Source organism: Eggerthella sp. (genome assembly GCF_048329335.1).
Classification (GTDB): Bacteria; Actinomycetota; Coriobacteriia; order Coriobacteriales; family Eggerthellaceae; genus Eggerthella; species Eggerthella lenta.
The window spans coordinates 1-19,423 of record NZ_DBFEGU010000216.1 but is presented as its reverse complement, the minus strand read 5'-3'; the positions used below and the strand labels follow the sequence as shown (position 1 = coordinate 19,423).

The following is a 19,423-nucleotide window of genomic DNA, read 5'->3' as shown; positions in this document are numbered from 1 at the left end:
CTCCAGCGAGAACCCTGACCATTGATTGCATTTCTGAGCGACAACGGGATATTTTTTTTCGAGTGAGTACTTTGGCGATTTGCCGCGCTGTATGTAGGTGGTAATGCCCTCCAGCCTTGCCCACTCCCAGCCTTCAGGGATATCGAACGGGATCTCGTCGTCGATGCAGACGGGCTCGCCCTTGCTGCGCTTCTCATAGCGGGACCCATCGGAAGTGCTTCGGCAAGAATAACGAAACTAACAGGTCAAATGCCCCTATGGGTACCAACGAGCTTAGCTGGGTACTAAATGGGTGCCAAACAAAATGCGACCTTGGCTAAATCAAGACCCTATATCGAAACTGGCTACGCGATAATTGCAGCATATAGAGAACGCACCTTGATAAAGAAATATCCTGATATTCGGTGTAATCCCAGTTCATGACGACCATAAACTCAAACGGCTTGCTGCAGAAAACCGATATGGTACAAAAAGAAAAGTGTCTCTTGATGCCACGAGGCACTACTGATAAGTAATACTCTTTTGAACGGAATCACTCGCACTCGATGAATGCATTTGCACGTTGCATATCAGTATGTGTCATCAAGTATCACCTCGTGCTACTACGTCCGAATCAATCGCGAATCAAACGTTGATTCATTTCTGTCGGGATGATGATACCGCATTTCCCGCCAAGGAGAAGCCCGTACAATCACTCCCTGTCTCTCCTGCGGGAGTAGTTGCGGGTGGCTTTGCGAACGTTCCTCTTTTCCGAATCGGTGCACGATGGAGCAGGGCGGTGCAGATTGCGCCGATATTACATAGAAACCAAGATAATCAGCTATTAACTAGTCTTGAATTTCCGTCTTATTCAGGCGATCGATGAAAGCTCTAATTTTCTCCTCGCGTTCTTTTGCAGTAGATAATTTGCCCGCTTCGTCTTGCTGCTTCTCCCGACGTTGAACGAAATCGATTAAGAACTCAGCGTATCTGCGTGCTTTCGCGCTCTTATCGTCATCCAATCCCTCTTCGATCGTAAAGCAATCTTCATTAAGATTTACATCGCTCGAGGGAGAAGTGACTTTTAGTAAGAAGTCTGAGTAATCCTTAGACACGTTCAGGTCGTAGGACAGATCATCAAGGGAAATGATTACATGCCCGTCCTTGTTAATCGTTACCATTCTGTTCTCCGATCTTGAAATTGTATTTGTTAAGCCTCATCTTCAGATAGCGCTCACCGCCATCAAGCACATCGGCGATTGACTGCTTGGTGTGCTTATCGTTTAACACTCCGCATCTATACGAAATATTGTCGTCATCGTTGTTGCATACAACTACAGTCCTTGCGTCACCGTTGACGATAATCGGAGCAGAATGGCTCACGACGAAAAACTGAACATCCAGCTTGAGCTTCTTCAGTCTATCGATAAGGAACTCTTTTATGGTTGCGACATCAAGATTGTCCTCAGGTTGATCCAAAACTATGTATACCCATTTTCCTGCTGACACTTGATCGTTGAGGAATAGCTTTAGTAACGCCTGCGCTTTCATGCCGGGGGACATGTCGTCAATCTTCTTACCAGCAATAACCACGCAGCTTTTTAGTTCAATCGAATCGCTTGCCAACTTTTCAAGTAAGTCGAAGTAATGGTTGTAGTAGGAAAGCAAGCCTTGGTTTTTTACACTCCGAAATTTTGTTCCATTAAACAATTTATGCATATCGGTCTTGTTTGATCGTTCAAGAAAAGCGTGAGCAAGAGCGTTTATTCCTGTGGGAACAAGCGCTCTAACGAGATCATTGAACGCTGCGCAATCATCGTGGACTAAGCTAACGACAATCTGCTCACCGTCATTTGTCAGTTCTACCGGCTGAATTGGATCGAGCATCTGCTCATATGCTTTTTGAGCTTCGTTGTTCAGGTGTTCGAGAGACTCCCGCAGTTCGAAAAGTTCATCGTAGAACGTATTTGCGGCCTTCGTTTTCTCGTCGTATTGATGGCGTTTGGTTGACCCGCTGGAGTTGTTGCATTCATGGAGCATTTCAAAAAACAGAGTCACGTTTTGCTCACGTTGGCTAAACCACGCCTCGTCTATTTCGCCAAGAAGCGATATGAATCCACTGACTCTTGTCGAGAGAACTTTGATGTCGCTCTCAATAGCGCGCGATTCCCTCTCCAACTCATCAAAAAGAGATCTATCTTCTGGATAATCGTCACTGAATTTGATGAGCTTGCTCTTGTCTTCCAGAGCTTCTGTCGCTTCAGATATCTCCCTAAGATGCTTGATGGCGTTTTCCACTTGCGGAAAAGCCTTGACTGGAGTTGTCGGCGCAGTAAGAGTTATGCCGGACGGCATCTCCTCCTCAAGATGGTCGATATGAACTGGGCCGGAATCATACTTTTTCTCAAACGCTGCAAGTAGGTCCTTCTCAAGTCTGAGGACGTCTTTATACCGCTGCTTTGCCGCATCGATTGACTTTGCTGCGTTCTCCTTTAATGGCGAAATTATTTCACCGAGAAAAGGAATCTCTTCGTATCTGCCATCCGCATATATATTTTCGAGCTCGCCTTGGCTAAGGTACAAGCATGGTGGACGGTCTTTTGTGGGAATGCCGCCATGGGTTAAAAATCGGACGGAATCAGAATCGACGAATGCCGCATATGTATCCAGTCCCTTGTCTGCCAATAAGCTTGCCAATAGGGTCTTTCCGCTTCCTCTTGACCCAACTATGCCGTTGTACCCAGGGCTGAAAGGCAGTGTGATTGTTTCGCTATTTTGCCTACCACCGTCTGTCCATACATTAAAGCTGACTGATTCTAAGAATTTTGTAGTGTTTGATTGTGGAAGGATGGAGCATGCGTCAGAAGTTCGAATGCGACTTTCTGGATCGCTGATTGCCAACAGGAGAGAATCGAGATCGCAATCAAAATCTATCCAGGTGTACTTTTTCCCGATATCGCCGATTTTCCCCGCATCGCTGAAAAGGAAGGCTGCCACGGTGGTATTCAGTTCTGAAGCTAGGCCGTCCGATATATATTTCCGACTCTTTTCACCGCCTTCAACCGCCATTGCATGGCTGTAATAAAACAGCCTGTCTTTATAATCCAGGTTCTTTTTCGACCTATTTGGTAGGTACTCTGACAGACTCTTGTCTTTATTCTCATGTGGAACAAAGAAATGCGGTATCGCCGCTGCCCTTTCTTGAAATTCTTCGAGATAGATCGCAGTTGCTTCCGCTGCTTTGGAGAACGATTTACAATCAAGCAATTCCAGATTTTGTATTTTTTCAGCTTTGCCGTCATCGTCGCTGTCAATGAGTTCGTTCTTGATAATCGCCGAGATGAAAAGTTCTCTTACGATAGCTGCCATCTCTTCGGCATGATTCATCGAAAACCATACGATGGCATGGAAGCGACCTTTCCCACCGGTTTCTAAGCCGTAGGCTTTGATCGTTTCGTCCTTTAGCATGACGTCTATCTCGACGCCTCCAAAGAGGACTTTCCCTTTACCCTTCATTTGGCTCTGTAGATCGGTCAGCAGTTCAACATCTATGCTGTTGTGATCCGTTATTGCAAGGACATCTAATTCGCTCTTGAGTACAGCCCGAAAAAAAGTAGCTTTGTCATATCTCCTGCTAAAGCACGAGCTTGAATGCACATGCATATCACATTTTTTGAAAGTATTGATAGTAAGGCCAGCATCACGCATTTATGCTCCTCCTACTCTTCGCTGGCATCCAGCGGCATCTCGAAGGAGAGCTCGCTGGCATCGATCTCGCAGATATCGAAGACGCATTTCAGCAAGTCGATTTTTGCCGCAGTGCTGGATGCGGTGCGAGCGTAGACTCCGTTCGCGATCTTCGAATGCCCTGCGGATTCTGTGCTGCAAAATGCCGTTCCAGGATAGTTCGATCCGTCGACGAGCGAGTGTATCTTCGCCGGCTCCAGTTCATATACCAGTTGCAGGACTTTCGCCATCATGTCGTTCCACTGCGTCGCAATATATCGAACCCCTATGAAGCTGAAAGCGGCGATCCTCCTGCCGGTGAATTCGGTGTCGGAATCGAGCTCGGCAACCTCGGGAAGAGCCTTCGAGGGCTCGTACGAGGACTCAGGCAGTGGCCAGGTCTCGAGGAACTGCTCTTCCAGCATCCTCTCGCGCACTCTGAGCTGCTCTTCGCCCCAGGTTTCCTGCTGGCCGATCCAGTGGTTCATCCTGAATCCGCTGGACCTGAAGCCGTCCCTCATATCTCGCTTCTGCTCAAAAGGCCTGTTGCTGTAGTCTGAGTTGTACGCGGTGACGGTGAGGTTGGCCATCTTGTGGCACCACTCCTCGTGGATGCGCTCCCAGTCATCGCCCAGGGTCTCCTTCCATTGGGCGTTCAGCGTCTGGGGCATGACGTGCTCGACGGAGAAGCTGCCCTCCTCGAGACCTTTGACGACAGAGACGCGCTCCTCGCTCGAACCGTTCTCGAGCCTGTCGTAGAGGTAGAGCTTGCGGTTCTGGATGCGGTAGAAGTCGCGCGTGTCGAGTGCGTAGAGGAACTCCTCGTTGTCGGGGAAGCGCCCAGTGCCGCTCTTATGGGTCAGGACGTATTTGACCACCTCGGCGTAATCGGCTCCATCGGAAACGCCCTTCAGCACGTCTCCGTGCAGCGTCTCGAACACCTTGTTCAAGGCGTTGGCAGGCACGCCGCACACCCATCTCCTGAACAGGTACGAGTCAATCATCCACAGCACCGCGGAGACCGAATCGTCGTCGATGTCGCCTTGGGCTCGGTACTCGAGCAGGTTGAGAAGGTAGGGTCTGGTGACCGACGCGTCGAAGACCCTGATGGCCTCGAGGGCGGAATCGATGCTCTTCACGCCTGTATTTGGGTGAATGCAGGTTTTGTAATGCTTCGAATAGTTCAGAAGCTCTTCGAACAGGGCCTTCGTGTCGAGGCTGAGCACTCCGCCGTCGGGATCGTGGAACTTCTTAGTTGTATACGTCCTAAACGCCGGATACACCTTCTTGATAGCGGGGGTCTTCGCCTCCATAGCAGAAAGGTAGAAGCGGATGTAGTCGCTCACCTTGTAGTCGGTGTTGCGTTCGACCGGATTCCAATAATCGTCGTAGTAAATCTCCTGAAGTTCTGGGTCGAGATTCATGAGGACGAAGTTTCTGATCTTGTCGGCCTCGGAAAGGTCGAGTCCCGTCGAGTTCAGGCTCTCGAAGATCAGCTGGGCATCGTCTTTGGGGTCGAGGGTGATGTCGATAACGCAAAGGGACTTGATAGCTTCGTAGAGCTCGTTGACGGAGATGTCCATCTTTTCGATGCGGTCGAGAAAGTACAAGTAGTTCTGGGTCACGTTCGAGCCCTGGATATATGCGTCGTCCTTGCCATCGAGAATGGCCCCGAACGCCTCGCTGTCGTTCTTCACTAGCTTCAGGCGTAGCTTGCGCTCTTTCTTGTGCCTCGCGTCGATGAGGTAATACTCGGCGATGTCTTCGGCGAGATCCTCTTCCTGCGATTTGACGACGCCTTTCTCGACCTGGGTCCTGATGGCGGCAAAGAGTAGGAATACCGTGGTGATACGCTGCTGGCCGTCGATGACGACGCGCTCTCCGCGCGGCGTCTGGGATACGATGCTGCCGAAGAAATGCTCCTCGCGTCCGGTCTTGGAGACCTCCACCAGATCGTCGAACAGCCTTCCGCATTGCTCCGGCTTCCAGTCGTAGTTTCGCTGGTAAACGGGTATGACGAAACGCGTTTTCTTGCCCTCGATGATGTCGCTCAGATATTCCTTATGGCCGTCCATTCATGACCCTTTCTTCGGTCCCGTTCTTCTGTGGTGCATCATTTTGCATTCCCTATGCGAACGATGAGATCGTTGACCCAATCGATTGCAGAATCGACGTCATCGAGAACGGGAAGGTCGGATGCCTGCTCTGCGTAGAGCTCGTCCCAGCCAGCTTTCTTCGACACGATCGGAGGCCATTCCTGAGCCTTTCTGTAAGAGAAGAGCCGCTCGCAGATCCTTCGCGTCGCGACAAGGTCGACTTCCGACCTGTGCATGATGAGTTGCAAGTCGACGAGGTCGCGGGCTCGGTCGCCCGCGCCTGATACCGCATGCAGCTTTTGGGTAACTTGGTGGTCTAGTGGCATGAGCGGCGCCTTTCCGGGAGGCGGGAATCCAATTCCCTCGAACAACTCCGCGACATCTGGCATGTCCGACCACTCGATGGTGTCAGCATCGCCGATCTCGTTGAATCCGACTTCGAGCGGAACCGTGCACCACGGTTTGCCGAGGTACGAGAGCTTCACCTCGCAGGGCTGCATGACATATTCCTCGGGAACGTCCTTCGGCGAGGCCGGATCCTTGCGGACGACGCGTCCCGTGAAGCCCTCCCAGCCTTGGCGGAGGCGGTCGTTGAGCCTTTCCATGTTGAGGTCGGCGTCCATGGCCGTCGCCATGTCCAGGTCTGTAGTGAACCTCGTCGCCGCGTCGCCGTAGCGCATCTTGATCGAGCTTCCGCCCTTCACCACGCCGTCGGGGAGCATCTGAGCGACGATGGCGTTGGCCATGCGCGTGCGCAATCTCATGTAATCCTGCGCAGCGCCTCCGCACGAGCGCCTGATCGCGTCGTCCAGGTGGCGCATGCCGTTCGGCTTCTTCGTCATCTTTCGATCTTTTCCTCGATTTCCTTCTTCTCGCCTGCGTTCAGATATCCCATGCGCAGCGCCTCGGAAGCAGCCTCGAGTGCCCTGTCGGCGCCCATGGTCTGCGCGGCGCAGGCTATCGCGGCAGCAAGCGGCTGGCAGGGAACGCCGTCGATCCAAGTCGGCTCGGCATCTGATCTGACGATCCTGACGCCTTTCCCTAGGTCCCGCCGGACGCGGTTCGGCGTGGCGACCCACATCTTGGATGGGTCCGTGGGTGCCAGCTGGAGTAGGGCGACGACGGACTCTCCGTAGAGGAAGGCCCCGACGCCTGCCGCCTTCACTGCGATCGCGAAGGGGGCTTGGGGCTGGGATGGCCAGACGGGCATACGGTACACCCCGCGCGCAACGCGGACGAGCTTTCCCGCTTTCGCCTGCTGGACGAGCTCGGCGTTGGACATCCCGAGCTTCGCCGCCTCGGATGAGGTGATGAGCCCGAAATCGTCGACTCCCTCGTATATGTCATCGATTTTTGCCATGTCAGAAGTATAGCGTATTTACTATACTTTTGACATTTGAAAATCGACTAGCATGGTTGCAAGTGCCAATGCGACCACATGGGTCAAATCAGTACCAGATTTGGGGGTATTTTGACAACATGCGAGCCTCGCCGCACGAGCCGTGCCAATCTCGGCACTCAAGGAGCCGGGAAGGAAGCATTTGATTCCCAGACGCGAAACGCGGTCATTTTGCGTCTAGTAATCAAACCGGTGACATTTGTCTCCATGGCGTCACCGCTTCCTGCATGAACCATCTGAGTACGGCTCAAAAAGCAAGGGAAAGAACACGAGAGGTGCTGATCATGCGCTGCATCCAGGCCGAAGCTCGGCACGCGGAAATGGAGTTCGACCTGGTCTAAGGTACCATCTCGCACGTCTATCCGAACTATTGCCCCGCAGCGGTCGTGGGTTTCTTCCTGAGCCTGCACAGCTGCGAAGCCATCGTCGAAGACATCGGGTGCGGCAGGGTGGGCATCCTGGTCGACGGCAACCACATCACGCGGGTCTTCGTCAAGGACGACCGCCGGGGAGAGGGTCTCGGGTGTATCGCCATGGGCATTCTCGAGAAACGGGTCTTCGAGGGGCACCCCTGCGCGAAGGTAGACTCCTCACTGCCGGAGACGCGCTTCTAAGAAAGGCGCGGGTACGTTACTGCTGGCCGCGAATCCTACAGTCTCCCCGAAGGCGCGGTCCTCGTATGGGAACTCATGGAGAAGAAGCGATAAGCTTCTCAATCGCCTAAAAATACGGGTAGTGCCAGCATGCAAACGAACTTGAATTTGATTCGAATCAAGGTGGAGACGATTGGAGCGGCAAAAGGGAGTGAACGCCGGCGGCTTTGCCGAATGCCAACGACCGCCATCGTGGCGCAAGTGTGTCCAACGACATGCAGCTTTGGGAAACCCGAAGAATGATTCGCAATCAAAATCGCAGGCGATATGCATAAAAATCACCCCCGAAACATCAACATTTCGGGGGTGATTCGCAACTGTCATTCATCAGTTTTGCAGGTGGCTTGGAGCGCATTGAACCACCTTGCGCCTCAATGCGTCGCCATGAATGATTGCAGGTGGCTTTACGCTTTTGACCTCGGATTATTCCCACTCAATCGTCGCGGGCGGTTTGCTGGTGATGTCGTACGCTACCCGGTTCACGCCCGGGACTTCGGCTACGATGCGGCCCGACACTCGGGCCAGCACGTCGTAGGGCAGCTTCGCCCAGTCGGCCGTCATGGCATCGGAGCTCTCCACGGCTCGCAGGATGATGGGGTAGGCGTATGTGCGCTCGTCGCCCATGACGCCGACGCTCTTCACGTCGGGCAGCACGGCGAAGTACTGCCATACGCTGCGTTCGCTGTTGCGCTCGCCGGTCTCCTCGTAGACGCGGACGTTGTAGGCGTCCAGCTCCTCGCGCACGATAGCGTCGGCCTCCTTCAAAATCGACAGCTTCTCGCGCGTCACCGTGCCGATGATGCGGATGGCCAGACCCGGGCCGGGGAAGGGCTGGCGATGCACGATGTGGTCGGGCAGCCCCAGCGTCGTGCCCAGCGCGCGCACCTCGTCCTTGAAGAAGTGGTCCAGCGGCTCGATCAAATCGAAATGCACGCCGTCGGGGAAGGGGATCAGGTTGTGATGGCTCTTGATGGTGCTCGCCTTGCCGCCGGTCTTGCGCGCGCCGCTCTCGATGATATCGGGGTAGATGGTGCCCTGGGCCAGGTACTTCACCGGCCGCCCGTTCTCGGCCAGCTCCTCCGCCACAGCGAAGAACTCCTTCCAGAACTGCGAGCCGATGATGCGGCGCTTCTGCTCCGGCTCCACGACGTCGGCCAGCAGCGCGGCGTAGCGGTCCTCGGCGTGCACGTGCACGAAGTCCACGTCGAACTGCTTCGTGAACACGTCCTCAACTTCTTCGGGCTCGTTCTTGCGCAGCAGCCCGTGGTTGATGAACACGCAGGTCAGCTGCTTACCGATAGCCTTCGCGCACAGCGCGGCCACCACGGAGGAGTCCACGCCGCCCGAAAGGCCCAGGATCACGCGATCGCTTCCCACCTGCTGACGGATGGCCGCCACGGCATCGTCGATGATGGAGTCCATCGTCCAACTGGCCTCAAGGCCGCAGATGCCGAACAGGAAGTTCCTCAGCAGCTGGTCGCCGTGCGGCGTGTGGCGCACCTCGGGGTGGAACTGCGTCGCGTACAGACGGCGCTCGGCGCATTCCATCGAGGCCACGGGGCACACGTCGGTCGAGGCCGTTACCGCGAACCCTGCGGGAACCTCGGACACGGCGTCGCGGTGGCTCATCCACACCGTCTGCTCGACGGGCGTCTCGCCGTACAGCGAAGACGCTCCCTCGTCGCGCCGCGTCAAAGGCGCGGCCCCGTACTCGCCCTTCTCGGTGTGGCCCACGGTGCCGCCCAGCGTGACGGCCATAATCTGCTGGCCGTAGCAGAAGCCCAGCACGGGGATGTCCAGCTCGAAGATGCCCGGGTCGATGGACGGCGCGTCCTCGGCGTACACGCTGGCCGGGCCGCCCGACAGGATGATGGCCGCGGGCGCAAGCTCGCGCACCTCGTCGGCGGTGATGTCGCATGGGACGATTTCCGAGTACACGCGCAAGTCGCGCACGCGCCGCGCGATCAGCTGCCCGTACTGGGCTCCGAAATCGACGACGATGACCAACTGGCTGGACGGGGTGGCAGTCATGTTTGCTCCTTTGCGTACGGGCGGTGGCATGTTGGAAGCGCCCGTTGAAATTATCTCGCTGCCATCTTACATGAAAACGAAACCCGCACGGCGTTTGTCGGCCCACCTGCACGTGTTTTGCATGACGGGAAGGGATGGCGGAATCGGTCGCGCCGTTCCGCGTTTCGTCCGGAGCTTGCGCAGGGCAAAGCAACTCATGACCCAATGCAGCCATCTTGAAGATGGTTGCATCGGCGCGCAGCTATTCTTCTTGGAGGCTCCTCTGCTCTAACGCAGCGTAACGCCTTCGGGCAGCTCGATATTTCTGAGGTCGAAGTCGTCTTCCTCGTCTTCGTCGGCGGCAACCGGAGCGATCTCCTCGACCTTCGGCTCGCCGAATGCGGCGTCGAACGCGGCGGCATGCGCGCGGGGCACGGCGAACACGATGCGGCCGATGACGCCCGGATGCTTCCGGATCCAATCCTCGAACAGGCCGATCACCTGCTGCGTGTCGAACCCTCCGCGCCCGCAGCCGAACGCGCCGCACACGAGCGTCTCGCATCCGTTGGAGGCGGCGATGTGCAGCAAGGTTTCGATGCGCTCCGCCAGAACCTGGTCGCATTCGCGCTCCGAGCGATGGTTCTCCAGCGCGCGGGCGCGGTTCGGCTCGGGCAGCGCGACGACGTCCGCCTTGCGGATGACGCCCGCATGCGAAAACGCCACGTTCGGCAGGTAGAGGGCGCGATCCGTGAACAGCTGCCCGCGCTGGCAGCCGCGGTTGCCGTCATGGTACGCGCTTTTCAGCCCGTAAAGAATAGGGTAGAGGTTGCTTTCCGAGCACAGGATCTGTTCCGGCCCGAACGAGCCGTCCTCGTAGCCGCCGCCGGGCCGCGTGAACGACGCCGGATCCACCACGACGGTCTTGCCTCGCGCGTCGCGCAGGGCGGCGGGGGCGAAGGCGGTGGTGACAGAGGTCTCGGTGGTCTCGAACACGGCTTCCGGGATGGGCAGCTCGCGTCCTTCGCCGTCCTCGTACACGCGTGCGGCAGCGACAGTCGCTTCGGTTTCGGTCGAGAACGCCCCCTTCATCAGGGCAAGGTGCTTCGCCGCTTGGGCTCGTCGTTCTTCTCTCTCGGGCATGGCTTCCTCCTCCGATCGTTTCCCCGTATTGTAGCGGAAACGACGCTTCGGCGGGCTCTTCGCAGCGCGCGCGGTAAGATGTATGCCGTATACTCAATCGACGGTCGAAGGGGGGACGATGGCCCGGAATCTAGCGAAGCTTCTGCTTGTCGGCGTGCTGCTGGCAAGCGGCGTCCTGCTGCCCGGGTGCGCCGGCGAAACGCAGGCGCCGCTCGAGCCCCCGAGGCAAGCCGTCTCCCTTGACGAGTTGCCTGAATTCTCGGGCGACCCGTTCGTTGAAGTGAACGGCAACGTGCCCTCCTTCTCCGAAGCGGAGCGCGATCTCGCCGCGCTCGAAGCCTATGCTCCCCTCGACGGGCTCGGCCGTTGCGGCACGGCGTTCGCGCTGATCGGCCCCGAGACCATGCCGACGGAGGAACGCGGCTCCATCGGCAGCGTGAAGCCGTCGGGTTGGCATCTGGTCAAGTACGACATCGTCGACGGGGCGTACCTCTACAATCGCTGCCATCTTATCGCGTATCGGCTTGCGGGGGAGAATGCCAACGAGCGCAACCTCGTCACGGGCACGCGTTTCATGAACGTTCGAGGCATGGTTCCGCTCGAGGACCGGGTCGCTTCGTACGTCGATCGGACGGGGAACCACGTTCTGTACCGGGCGACGCCGGTGTTCGAGGGGGACGATCTGGTGGCGCGTGGCGTTCACATCGAAGCCGAGTCGGTGGAGGACGGCGGCTCAGGCGTTTCGTTCAACGTGTTCGCCTACAACGCGCAACCGGGGGTGGAGATCGATTACGCCACCGGCGAGCGCCGGCTGGACGGCTCGCTAGAATCGCAGGGCGCCTTCGATGCGTCGCAGTACGCCTACGTCCTCAACGTCAAGACGAAACGCTTCCACAAGCCCGATTGCCCCTCGGTCGAAGACATGAAGGCAGCCAACCGGGAAGGTTTCGACGGCTCGCGCGAGGAGGCGGAGGCGCGCGGTTACGTCCCCTGCGGCAGGTGCAACCCGTAGGCGCATGCCCTCTCGATGTGCCCCCTGTGGTTTCTCGACGCTCCACGCTCATCCTCGTGTACAATTCCCGGCATGGAGAACGCGCGAAACGACATAGAGGCGCTTGACGACCTGGAGCTGGACGCGCCCGCGTCCGTTCCTGCCGCGTCAGACGACGTCGCCGCGCCTGCGCGCCCGGCGAAACGTCCTCGTCGCGAGGCTCCCACCGACGAGGAGCGCCGTCAGATGCACGCCTCGTTCAACGACCGCATCTCCTACCTTTGCAAGATGGCGGCGCTCGTAGTGGCGCTCGTCTCCCTTGCCACCATCGCGCTGGGCCAAGAGCTTCCCCAGTTCGTCCTCATGGGGCTGTGCCTGTCGGTGGCGCTTTTGGCCATCGCCATGCTGCAAGACCATCATCAGCGCAAACGATAACCGCATCGACCCAACCAAGGATACGCACGCATGATCATCGAAGCATTGAAGGCCTTCCTCATCGGCATCGTGGAAGGCATCACCGAATGGCTGCCCATCTCCTCGACCGGCCACATGATCCTCGTGGACGAGTTCGTGAAGCTGCAGGTGTCCGACGAGTTTCTGGCCCTGTTCCTCGTGGTCATCCAGCTGGGCGCCATCATGGCCGTGCTCATCCTGTACTTCCACAAGCTGAACCCGTTCTCGCCGAAGAAGGACGCCGTCGAGAAGAAGAGCACGTGGCGTCTGTGGGGCATGGTGGCCATCGGCTGCATCCCGGCTGCCGTCATCGGCCTCTTGTTCGACGATCTGGTGAACGAGTACTTCTACAACAAGGTGACCGTGGCGGCCATGCTCATCCTGTACGGCGTGGTGTTCATCGTGCTCGAGCGCCGCAACCGCCGTCGACTGCGCGAGGCCGAAGCCGCCCTCGAGGCGCCGCGCGGCCGCCATGCGCGCGTGTCGTACGGCGATGTGTCCGACGAGGCCGAGGCATCGCTGTTCAAGATCACCGACGTGGACGAGATCGACTGGAAAACCGCGCTCAAGATCGGCTGCTTCCAGGTATTGGCCATCATCCCCGGCACCAGCCGCTCCGGCGCCACCATCATCGGCGGCATGCTGGCCGGCTGTTCGCGCACCGCGGCGGCCGAGTTCACGTTCTTCCTGGCCATCCCCATCATGTTCGGCTGGGGTCTGGTGAAGTGCATCAAGTTCGTCGCGGCCGGCATCGCCATGACCTCCACCGAGATCCTCGTGCTGGCGGTGGGAATCATCACGGCGTTCGCCATGTCGGTGGTGGCCATCAAGTTCCTCATGGGCTACATCAAGAAGAACGACTTCACGGCGTTCGGCTGGTACCGCATCGTCGTGGGCGTGCTGGTGCTGGGCTACTTCGTCTTCGAAAGCATGGGCATGCTGCCGTAAAGGTCGTGCATACAGATATCGCACGGTTCGCGGCGCGCCTTCGGGCGCGCCGCTTTACGTTGTCGCCCGAAAGCCGCGTTTTCGCAGCCGAAACCGAGGCTTTGGGGCGAGAACGCGTCCCGACGTCCCTGCCCTGCCGTCCCGCGCGCGATAGACGGCAGGGCGGGGACGTCAGCCGCCTATCGCTGCGCCCCGCTACGCCATGAACAGCACGGCGAGCAGCGGGATGGTGAACACGGCGCCCAGCGTGGTTACGAACGTGCCCTGCGCCATGGTCTTGCTGTCGCCGCCGTACTGGTAGCACAGCATGGTGCCGTTCGTGGCCACCGGCATGGCCGACAGCAGCACGATCACGCCCAGCAGCACGGGGTCGCTCACGAGGAAATGCAGCGGCAGCCATACGAGCGCTGGCGCGACCAACAGGCGCACGAGCGCGGCCGCCATGAGGCGCGGCCCGCCCACCAGCTGGCGCGCCGGCACGTTGGCCAGCGACGAGCCGATGATGAGCATAGCCGCCGGGGTGGTGAGCGAGCCCAGGGTGTCCAGCGCCTCGCCGAGCACCGGCACGCCGTGGATGCCGGCGAACGCCAGCGCGATTGACGCGACGCTGGCCACGATGCACGGCGAGAGGAACGACTTCGGGCTCATCTTGATCTTCACGCCGTATTTGTTGTCCGTGGCGAGCATCCACACGCCCAGCGTGAAGACGAGCGCATTGAACGCGAGATTGAACACCGTCGTGTAGATGAGCGCCTCCGCGCCGAAAACAGCCGCCGTCACGGGGAAGCCGATGAAGCCCGTGTTGCCGAACACCATCATGAACCGGAAGACGCCTTTGCGTCCGTCGGGCACGCGCAGCGCGGCCGTGATGGAGAATCCGATTGCGACGAGCACCACGTAGCTGGCGCACGAAACGCCCGCGGTCCAGAGGATCTTCGTCGCCGAGGGCAGCGTTTCGGCGGTCAGCACGGAGGCCAGTATAAGCGCCGGCAGCGCCGTATTCAGGATGAGCTTCGAGAACTTCTTGTCGAAGTCCTCGTCCATGAGGTTCAGCCGCTTGGCGGCGTAACCTGTCGCGCCCACGGCGAACAGGACGACCATCTGCACGAATATGTCGGCGAACTGCGAGATCAACGAGGCTTCCCTCTCAATAGGTTCGGATTCGGCGCAGCAGCGAGGCGCGCGTTCCCAGTGTACACCGTCAACGGGAGCCGCGGCGCCGAGCGGCTTGCAGCTTCGCCCTTCCATCGGTTTTCGGCATGCGCCGACCGCGATATCCCATGAACTTCCTCGCTAATTCGCCCGGCATGGCAATCGGGCGCGCCGCTTTTGCTATCATGTCAGCACACGTGTCGCCCGAGAACATCGCCGCTTTCGCGCGAGGCAGCGGGTCGAACCGCACGTTAAAGCATGAGAGTCATGAGAGGAAAAGCCGATGTCTGAGAGAGACAGCTCCCTGGCGGAGATCCAAGAACATCGTGCCAAGATCGACGAGATCGACAAGCAGATCGTCGCCTTGCTCAACAAGCGCGCCGGTCATTCGCTGGTCATCCGCGGTCTCAAGCCCGGAGCCCATCTGGGCTTGTACGACGCCAAGCGCGAAGAGGAGATATTCGCGAAGGTGAGCAGCTACAACGAGGGTCCTTTGTACAACGAGAACCTGTGCGAGATCTACGCCACCATTCTCAAGATCATGAAGGAGACCCCGTCCGTATGAGCGAAGCGAAGATAGCCCCCATTCCCGACTTGGGCACCCGCACCGACGAGATCACCATTTTCGCCGGCCCGTGCTCCGTCGAGTCGGCCGAGCAGTTCGAAGAAGTGGCCGAATGTGTCGCGGGCCTCGGCCTCACCTGGATTCGCGGCGGCGCGTTCAAGCCCCGCACGAACCCGCACTCGTTCCAGGGCCTGGGCGAGGAGGCCCTCAAGATCATGCGCGATTCCGGCGAGAAGCACGGCCTGAAAACGCTCACCGAGGTCATGGACTCGGCGCACTGCGAGCTGGTCCACTCCTACGTGGACGGCCTGCAGGTGGGCGCGCGCAACTTCCAGAACTTCAGCCTGTTGAAGAAAATCGGCCAGGTCACCGCCGAGTCGCACAAGATGGTGCTGTACAAGCGTGGTTTCGCGGGCACCATCGCCGAATGGCTGGCCGCCACCGACTACCTCACGGCGGAAGGCAACGACAACGTGGTGCTGTGCGAGCGCGGCATCCGCACGTTCGAGACGGCCACGCGCTTCACGCTGGACATCGCCGCCATCCCGGTGATCCACAAGCAGTCGCTGTGCCCGGTGTGCATCGACGTGTCGCACCCCGCCGGCCAGCGCGACCTGGTGCCGTCGCTCGCCTTCGCCGCCGTGGCGGCCGGCGCCGACTCCCTCATGATCGAGGTGCATCCCAACCCGCCCGCAGCCCTGTCCGACGGCCCGCAGCAGCTGACGCCGGACCAGTTCGAGGTGCTCGTGGCGAAGCTGCGCGAGATCGCCGCCGTCTTCGGCAAGAAGATCGTGTAAGGAATCGGGCGCGTCCGACGGCTCGGAAACCGTCGGACGCGCCCCGTTTGTAAAAACTTTACCCGAACTTTACCTTCCCTTGACCGGGGCCTTACCGTCTGCCCGGTATCCTTTCGACTCGCGTGCATGAGCGCTTGCAACCGACGATGCGAAGGGGAGTCCCGCGTGAACGCTCCGATGGAAACCGTGTTCGGCCTGCTCGGCGGACTGGCCGTGTTCCTGTTCGGCATGAACATGATGTCCGAGGGCCTGCAGAAGGCCGCCGGCGCCAAGATGAAGTCGATCCTGTCCATGCTCACCTCGAACCCGGTGCTGGGCGTGCTGGCGGGCGCGGTGGCCACCGCTGTGCTGCAAAGCTCCAGCGCCACCACGGTCATGGCCATCGGCTTCGTCAGCGCGCGCCTCATGACGCTGCGCCAGGCCATCGCCGTCATCTTCGGCGCCAACATCGGCACCACCATGACCGCGCAGCTCATGGCGTTCAAGCTCAGCGACTACATCTGGCTCATCGTGTTCGTCGGCTTCATCGTGTGGTTCGCGGCGAAGGACGAACGCGTCAAGAACATCGGCCAGACCGTGTTCGCGTTCGGCCTGCTGTTCGTGGGCATCGACACCATGGGCGCGGTCATGAAGCCGCTCGCGCAAAGCGAGGTGTTCCTGGCGATGATCGACCAGGTGAAGGATATCCCCGCGCTCGGCGTTGCGGCGGGCACCGTGATGACGCTGGTCGTGCAAAGCTCCAGCGCCACCATCGCGGTGCTGCAGAGCTTCGCCTCGCAGCCCGGCCCCGACGGCGTGACCAGCGTGCTGGGCCTCCAGGGATCCATCCCCATCCTGCTCGGCGACAACATCGGCACCACCATCACGGCGCTTCTGGCCTGCATCGGGCAGTCGCGCGACGCGAAGCGCACCGCCGTGGCGCATAGCGTGTTCAACGTCACGGGCGCGTTCGTGTTCATCTGGTTTGTGCCGCTTATCGCGCAGTTCGTGCAGCTTCTCACGCCCGGCCCCGAGCTGGACGTCATCGCGCGCCAGATCGCGAACGCGCACACCACGTTCAACATCGTCTGCACGCTTCTATGGCTGCCGTTCATCGGGGCTATGGTGAAGATCGTGACGTTTCTCGTGCCGGGCAAGGCCGGCGAGGCGGCGCCGGGCGCGCTCGTCGTCCTCGACGACAAGATCCTCGGTCAGCCGGTGTTCGCCATCAGGATGTTCGGCGAGGAGCTGCAGAAGTACTGCGACAAGGTGCGCGCCATGCTGGCCGCGCTGCCCGAGGCCATCGCGAACCGGGACGCCGCCGCGCTCAAGGCGCTCCAAGCCGATTGCGCGCAGGTGGAAGCCGCGGAAGGCGAGCTTGCGAATTACGCGGTGGAGCTGCTGAGCGCCGGCGCGACGTCCGAGCGGCAGGCCGCGGAGATATCCGACCTCATGTTCATCGTGGACGCGGCGGGCCGCATCGGCTCGCGCTGCGGCGAAGCGGCCGCGCTGTACGGCGAGCGCCTCTCGTCGAAGAAGCCCTTCTCGGACGAGGCGCGCGAGGAGCTGGCCGAAAGCGCCGCGATGGTGGCGGACATGTACGACGCGGTGCTGCGGTTCCTGAGCGACGGAGGCACCGCCTCCGAGCAGGTGCTCGACGAGCGTCGCCGCCAGATCGTCAAGCGGCAGAGCCGGGCGCGCAAGGCCCACTTCCGCCGCGTGGGCAGCCGGCAGTGCGCGCCTGAGAACAAGGCGGTGTACAACCAGCTGCTGCTGTGCCTGGAGCGCGCGGGCAACGAGTGCTCGAACCTCGTGGAGCACGGCGCCGAGCTGTCCATGTGGGGCGACGCGCTGGGCGCCGACCGTCCCGGTTCGCATGACGGGGGAGCGCCGCCGGTCGCGAAGCGTTCCGAAGCGCCTGTCGACGAGCTGGCGGAGGCGCTTGCGTAGCGGCCCCTGCGCTTGCGCAGATTGCGCGCGTTTGCCAGTTGCCGGAGGGGAAAAGCGGTAGAATACGAAAGCTTTGTTTCACCTCCATCCGTCAGGAGACTGCTCATATGTCAATCGATATCGACAGCTTGAACGGGCCGCAGCGCGAGGCGGTCGTCACCGTCGACGGGCCGCTGCTCGTGCTCGCCGGCGCCGGCTCGGGCAAGACGCGCGTGCTCACGTACCGTATCGCGAACCTCATCGAGAACCACGACGTGGCTCCGTGGGAGATCCTCGCCATCACGTTCACGAACAAGGCGGCCGCCGAGATGCGCGAGCGCCTGAACGGCCTGGTGGGCCCTCGCTGCCGCGGCATGTGGGTGTCGACGTTCCACAGCATGTGCGTGCGCATGCTGCGCTCCGACGCCGAGAAGCTGGGATTCACGCGCAACTTCACCATCTACGACACCGACGACCAGAAGCGCCTGTACAAGGAGATCATGGCCGAGCTGGACATCGACCCAAAGCGCTTCCCTGTGAACGCCCTCATGAACCGCATCTCCACGGCGAAGAACGAGCTCGTCGTGCCGAGTGCCTTCGAGAAGGAAGCGGGCGACCCGGTGGGGAAGGTGGCTTCGCGCGTGTACTCCCGCTTGCAGGAGCGCCTCAAAGCCGCGAACGCCTTCGACTTCGACGACCTTCTGCTATACGCCTACCTGCTGCTGAAGAACCACGAAGACGTGCGGTCGGCCTACCAGCAGCGCTTCCGCTACATCATGGTGGACGAGTACCAGGACACGAACCACGCCCAGTACTCCATCACGGGGCTTTTGGCCGAGGGGCACAAGAACATCATGGTGGTGGGCGACGATGACCAGTCCATCTACTCGTGGCGCGGCGCCGACCTGCGCAACATCCTTGAGTTCGAGCAGGACTACCCGACGGCGCACACCGTGAAGCTCGAGCAGAACTACCGCAGCGTGGGCAACGTTCTGGCGGCTGCGAACGCCGTCATCGCGAACAACCAGCACCGCAAGGCGAAGAAGCTGTTCACCAGCGCCGAGGACGGCGACAAGATCCAGGTGTACATGGCCGCCGACGAGCGCGACGAAGGCCGCTGGATCGCCGGCGAGATCGAGAAGCAGCGCGCGGCGGGGCTGTCGTACAATCAGGTGGCCGTGTTCTACCGCACGAACGCGCAGAGCCGCATGCTGGAAGACATGCTGCTGCGCGCTGGCGTGCCGTACCGCATCGTCGGCGGCACGCGCTTCTTCGACCGCGCCGAGATCCGCGACGTCATGGCCTACCTCACGCTCGTCGTGAACCCGGCCGACGACATCGCCGCGAAGCGCGTCATCAACGTGCCGAGGCGCGGCATCGGCAAGACCACCATCGAGCGCATCGAGCAGTTCGCCCGCGAGATGGGCATGACGTTCATGGAGGGCGCCGAGCTGGCCATCGTCGATCCGGAGCTGCGCGCGTCGGCGCGCCAGGCCATCGGGGAGTTCGTGGGCCTCGTCAACGAGGCGCGCACCTACGGCGGCGATTTGCGCAAGGTCATCGAGACGATCATCGACAAGAGCGGCCTCATCGGTGCGCTGCAGGC

Annotated in this window: 16 protein-coding genes; 8 read left to right on the top strand and 8 right to left on the bottom strand. The window is 59.7% G+C overall.

Annotated features, from left to right (window positions below; genetic code table 11):
• Positions 1–827: 827 nt before the first annotated feature.
• From ACMO6A_RS07160 to ACMO6A_RS07140, 5 genes are all read right to left on the bottom strand, one after another.
• Positions 828–1,160 carry a hypothetical protein gene (locus tag ACMO6A_RS07160; RefSeq protein ID WP_009304925.1) on the bottom strand — a complete coding sequence of 111 codons (333 nt, stop codon included), beginning with the start codon at positions 1,158–1,160 and terminating at the stop codon, positions 828–830.
• Positions 1,147–3,687 (bottom strand): PHP domain-containing protein, encoded by a 2,541-nt coding sequence (locus ACMO6A_RS07155; RefSeq protein WP_009304924.1) that lies wholly within the window; start codon positions 3,685–3,687, stop codon positions 1,147–1,149. The genes ACMO6A_RS07160 and ACMO6A_RS07155 overlap by 14 nt, the downstream gene beginning before the upstream one ends.
• An 11-nt stretch (positions 3,688–3,698) precedes the next feature.
• A complete protein-coding gene (locus ACMO6A_RS07150) occupies positions 3,699–5,780 on the bottom strand; it encodes a DUF262 domain-containing protein (protein ID WP_009304923.1) in 2,082 nt (693 codons plus the stop codon).
• Positions 5,781–5,818: 38 nt separating this feature from the next.
• Positions 5,819–6,547, bottom strand: a complete 729-nt coding sequence (locus ACMO6A_RS07145; RefSeq protein ID WP_229040925.1) for a nucleotidyl transferase AbiEii/AbiGii toxin family protein — start codon at positions 6,545–6,547, stop codon at positions 5,819–5,821.
• A gap of 92 nt (positions 6,548–6,639) precedes the next feature.
• Complete coding sequence (locus ACMO6A_RS07140) at positions 6,640–7,161, bottom strand: type IV toxin-antitoxin system AbiEi family antitoxin domain-containing protein (protein WP_009304921.1); 522 nt, start codon at positions 7,159–7,161, stop codon at positions 6,640–6,642.
• 425 nt (positions 7,162–7,586) lie between these two features.
• Here ACMO6A_RS07140 and ACMO6A_RS07135 point away from each other — a divergent pair, with 425 nt between their 5' ends.
• Positions 7,587–7,814 (top strand): hypothetical protein, encoded by a 228-nt coding sequence (locus tag ACMO6A_RS07135; protein ID WP_009304920.1) that lies wholly within the window; start codon positions 7,587–7,589, stop codon positions 7,812–7,814.
• A 462-nt stretch (positions 7,815–8,276) separates the two neighbouring features.
• On the opposite strand, the gene guaA is transcribed toward ACMO6A_RS07135, so the two are convergent.
• Together guaA and ACMO6A_RS07125 are read right to left on the bottom strand one after the other, a co-directional pair.
• The gene (guaA, locus tag ACMO6A_RS07130) at positions 8,277–9,884 is read right to left on the bottom strand and encodes a glutamine-hydrolyzing GMP synthase (RefSeq protein WP_009304919.1); all 1,608 of its coding nucleotides are present in this window, start codon (positions 9,882–9,884) and stop codon (positions 8,277–8,279) included.
• 267 nt (positions 9,885–10,151) lie between these two features.
• Entirely contained in the window at positions 10,152–11,003 is an 852-nt protein-coding gene (locus tag ACMO6A_RS07125; protein WP_009304918.1) for a TIGR02452 family protein, read from the bottom strand.
• Between the two features lie 118 nt (positions 11,004–11,121).
• Here ACMO6A_RS07125 and ACMO6A_RS07120 point away from each other — a divergent pair, with 118 nt between their 5' ends.
• The 3 genes from ACMO6A_RS07120 (at position 11,122) to ACMO6A_RS07110 (ending at position 13,395) form a co-directional block, all read left to right on the top strand.
• Entirely contained in the window at positions 11,122–12,015 is an 894-nt protein-coding gene (locus ACMO6A_RS07120) for a DNA/RNA non-specific endonuclease (RefSeq protein WP_418471000.1), read from the top strand.
• A gap of 72 nt (positions 12,016–12,087) precedes the next feature.
• On the top strand, positions 12,088–12,429 hold the full coding sequence (locus ACMO6A_RS07115) for a hypothetical protein (RefSeq protein WP_009304916.1): 342 nt from the start codon (positions 12,088–12,090) through the stop codon (positions 12,427–12,429).
• A gap of 30 nt (positions 12,430–12,459) precedes the next feature.
• A complete protein-coding gene (locus ACMO6A_RS07110) occupies positions 12,460–13,395 on the top strand; it encodes an undecaprenyl-diphosphate phosphatase (protein WP_009304915.1) in 936 nt (311 codons plus the stop codon).
• 195 nt (positions 13,396–13,590) lie between these two features.
• Here ACMO6A_RS07110 and ACMO6A_RS07105 read toward each other — a convergent pair whose 3' ends face one another.
• Positions 13,591–14,529 (bottom strand): AEC family transporter, encoded by a 939-nt coding sequence (locus ACMO6A_RS07105; RefSeq protein WP_009304914.1) that lies wholly within the window; start codon positions 14,527–14,529, stop codon positions 13,591–13,593.
• A 301-nt stretch (positions 14,530–14,830) separates the two neighbouring features.
• On the opposite strand from ACMO6A_RS07105, the gene ACMO6A_RS07100 reads away from it, so the two are divergent.
• From ACMO6A_RS07100 to ACMO6A_RS07085, 4 genes are all read left to right on the top strand, one after another.
• Entirely contained in the window at positions 14,831–15,112 is a 282-nt protein-coding gene (locus ACMO6A_RS07100; protein WP_009304913.1) for a chorismate mutase, read from the top strand.
• The gene (aroF, locus tag ACMO6A_RS07095) at positions 15,109–15,909 is read left to right on the top strand and encodes a 3-deoxy-7-phosphoheptulonate synthase (protein WP_009608857.1); all 801 of its coding nucleotides are present in this window, start codon (positions 15,109–15,111) and stop codon (positions 15,907–15,909) included. The genes ACMO6A_RS07100 and aroF overlap by 4 nt, the downstream gene beginning before the upstream one ends.
• A 165-nt stretch (positions 15,910–16,074) precedes the next feature.
• Complete coding sequence (locus ACMO6A_RS07090; RefSeq protein WP_009304911.1) at positions 16,075–17,838, top strand: Na/Pi cotransporter family protein; 1,764 nt, start codon at positions 16,075–16,077, stop codon at positions 17,836–17,838.
• 107 nt (positions 17,839–17,945) lie between these two features.
• Positions 17,946–19,423 (top strand): ATP-dependent helicase (locus tag ACMO6A_RS07085; RefSeq protein WP_418470999.1); only part of this gene is annotated, 1,478 nt, incomplete at its 3' end.